General features: G+C 39.1%; 2 protein-coding genes. Both read right to left on the bottom strand.

Annotation, left to right across the window (positions count from 1 at the left end; all coding sequences use genetic code 11):
• Window positions 1–1,358: HlyD family efflux transporter periplasmic adaptor subunit (locus ACKPEB_RS08360; RefSeq protein ID WP_408964422.1), on the bottom strand; the 1,358-nt coding region annotated here is incomplete at its 3' end.
• 507 nt (window positions 1,359–1,865) lie between these two features.
• Window positions 1,866–3,560: peptidase domain-containing ABC transporter (locus ACKPEB_RS08355; protein ID WP_408964421.1), on the bottom strand; the 1,695-nt coding region annotated here is incomplete at its 5' end.

Here is a 3,560-nt window from a genome sequence, read left to right as displayed (position 1 = left end):
AATTTGACTTTAACCGACATTCCGGTTTTGACAAATCCGGCTTTGTCGTTGGGGAGACTCGCGGTTAAAATCAAAGGTGCATTTTTAGGTGTAATTTCAGCAACGGTTTGTCCGGGTTGAATCACTTCTCCCTGATTAAACACATTCAAGCTAGAAACAATACCATCAACGGGGGAATAAAGATATCGTTCTTGAAGTTTTACTTCGGCCGCTGTAATCAAGTTTTGAGTGTCTTTAATTTGGGCTTGCAACTGCGTCACTTCTAACTCAGTTTGTTGAATTTTTTGCTGGGTTGCGACTTGAATTGTTTTCGCTTCCGCTTTTCTTTGGGCTAATTCCGCATTCAATTGTTCAATTTCAACTTGAGCTTGTTTTAATTCTCCTTGAGATTGGGTAATTAATCGTTGCCGATCTCTGAAACTTTGTTCCGCTTGAAAAATCTGTTCTTGGGTACTATTTTTTTGTGATAATTGTGCTTGAATAATGCCTTGTTCTTGATCCCGCAGATTTTGTTCAGCTTGAAACACTAAATCTTTAGAAATAGCACCACTTTCTAACAGAGGTTTTAACCGTTCTAGTCGTTCTTTAGCCGCTAATTCTCCCTCCTGCAATTTTTCAATTAAGGTTTGAGTTTCTGCTTTTAAGGGTTGTAAAGATTCAACTCGTTCTTGAGTGACTTTGGCTTCAAAATTGAGTTGATCCAGTAACCGTTGATTGGAAAAAATTTGGCTTTTCACTCGTTCAATACTCGCTTGTTGAGCTTGAATTTGAGCCTCGGCGATTGCCGATTGAGTTTGTGCTTCTAAATGAATCCGTTCAATTAAGCTTTGTTTTTGAGTCAGTTCGGCTTTCAAGGCGGTGAGTTGTTGTTGTAATCTCCTTAATTCTGTCGTGGCAATCTGTCGATCTAGTTCGGCTAAAACCTCACCTTTTTTAACAGTTTGTCCTTCTTTTATCAGAATTTGAGAAACTTTTCCTAACTCAACAGGATGAATTTTATAAACTTTTCCTTGGGGTGCTAATTGACCTCTGGCTTGACCCACTTCATCAACGGTTCCAAAATATCCCCAGGCGACAAACGCCACACAAAAAATAAATCCGCCCAACATTAATTGCAGAGGAAAAGACGCTGGCGGTTGATCAAGTAAAGATTGTAAAGCGTTTGACCAGTCTTTTTTTGCAGCCGGAATACTGGATAGATCGGGAGATTTTTGGGCAGCGACATCTGTTAAGGGAGGTGTCACTCTTGGAAAAGAAACAGAACCTGCTATCCCGCCATAAATCTGATCGGTTTGTTCTCTCTCTTCCCGACTGAATTGTAAATCCTGTAAGTATTCCTCCTCTGTAGTTATAGACAATCGGGGGTCTGGGTCATGATCAACATTGGCCTTGAAACAGGAAAACAGTTTATACGGTTTCATAAGGTGATGTCAAAACTAGCCAACAAAAGTTGATATTTCAATGGTTGTTTATGAAATTAGGTTGAATCGGACAACAGCGATTTACTGGGAATAGGGCGGAAAAGACCTCACCATCAGGTTTTCTGGATGAGTATGAGTCCTAACCCGGATGTCCACGACTGCTATAAATCGACTGTTCATAAAAAGCGACGAGTGATTATAGGTGCTATTCAACTAACTACCGCACGCAGATACTCTATAATCAGTCTTTAGGGTTTAAGTTAAGTGATCCCACGTTTAGGCGCTTTGTTTTGGTTTTGATCAGAATCCTCTGTATTTATACTAGGGTAACTTCTAATTTGAGACTGCCAATTTGGCAACTTTGTTGAAGAAGTTCTGTCAATAAAGCCCATAGGCGAAACCTCACGTCTCGATGGGATGCTTCTGTTTCGGGTTTGTTCGTTTTTATAAATCCAGTTGTTGCTGGGCTAAATGGTAGTAGAGTCCTTGAGTTGCCATCAGGTGTTCATGGGTTCCTTGTTCGACTAAAATCCCTCGGTCTAAAACCAGAATACAATCGGCACTTCTGACTGTTGAAAGACGATGGGCAATAATAATCGTGGTGCGAGTACGTTGCATTTGTTCTAAATTCCGTTGAAAACGGTGTTCACTTTCAGTATCTAAAGAACTGGTTGCCTCATCTAAAATTAAAATTTTAGGATGACCTAATAAGGCTCTAGCGATCGCAATTCGTTGCCGTTGTCCTCCTGATAAACTTGAACCTCGTTCTCCAACTTTGGTATAATATCCTAATGGTAAACCCTGAATAAATCCATGCACTTCTGCTAATTTAGCAGCTTCAATCACCTGATCTAAATGATATTCATCTCGATACAAAGTAATATTCTCTAAAATCGTTCCTGAAAATAAATAACAGTCCTGGGGAACAATGCCCATTTGTGTGCGCAAAGAAGGGGGAGAAACATGACGAATTTCATGTCCATCGACATAAATCTGTCCGGTTGTGGGATGATATAACCCTTGCAGTAATTTAACTAAGGTACTTTTTCCTGAACCACTGCGCCCAACAATCGCAATGGTTTGACCAGGTAAAAAGTGAAATGCAATATTTTGTAAAGTATTTGTTTCTGCATCTTCTTGATAGCGAAAAGTAACGTTATCAAAACGGATTTCTCCTTGAATTCTGGGTAATACAATTAACGGTTTTTGGGGGCTTTCTTCCGGTTCCTGTTCAAACACATCATTTAACCGTTCTACGGAAATTAAGACTTCTTGCAATTCATCCCATAATCCCACTAAAGCCAGAATCGGACTAATCACATAACCCTGCATCATATTAAAAGCGACAAACTGACCAATCGTCAATTGATCTTGGATCACCAAATTGACACCAAACCACAGTAAAAATGTACTCCCAATAGAATTAATTAACCCACTCATAAATCCCAAATTAATTCCTAATTTCTGGGCTTTAAACTGAACATTGATTTGTTGGGTTAATTTTTCTTCCCAACGCCACCGTAATTCCGGTTCCGCCGCTACTGCTTTCACCGTATTAATTCCCGTCATCATTTCTACTAAAGTTGAATTTTGATCAGCAGCAGCATTAAATAATTGACGGGAAATCTGCCGTAATATTGGCGTTGCTGCTAAGGTTAAGATAATAATTAAAGGCACAATTCCTAAAATTAAAACCGTGAGCTTCCAGTTGTAATAAAGCATCAATCCTAAATACACAAACCCCGTCACAACATTCAACGCAGACAACAAAATTTGACCGATAAGAAACCGTTGAATTTTCTGATTTTCTTGAACGCGAGTAATGATATCCCCGACACGACGGGACTCAAAGAACTTTAAAGGAAGTTGTAGCGCGTGATAAATAAACCCCCCAATTAAGGTTAAATCCAAACGATTCGATAAATAACTTAATAGATATTGTCGAATCGAAGACAACCCTAAACTCCATACCCCAAATAATAACAATCCCAAGGCAAATACATTCAAACCCGTAAGGCTTTTATTCACCACAACTCGATCTAAAATAATCTGGGTTAATAATGGAGTCACAATCCCAAAGACCTGAATTAAGAGGGATAACAGAATAATTTGTAATCCCAAAAATCGATAAGGCCAAAT

This window comes from Planktothrix sp., assembly GCF_046067725.1.
In the GTDB taxonomy this organism is placed as follows: domain Bacteria; phylum Cyanobacteriota; class Cyanobacteriia; order Cyanobacteriales; family Microcoleaceae; genus Planktothrix.
Note: the sequence above shows the minus strand (reverse complement) of the source record. Positions and strands in the feature narration are given on the sequence as shown.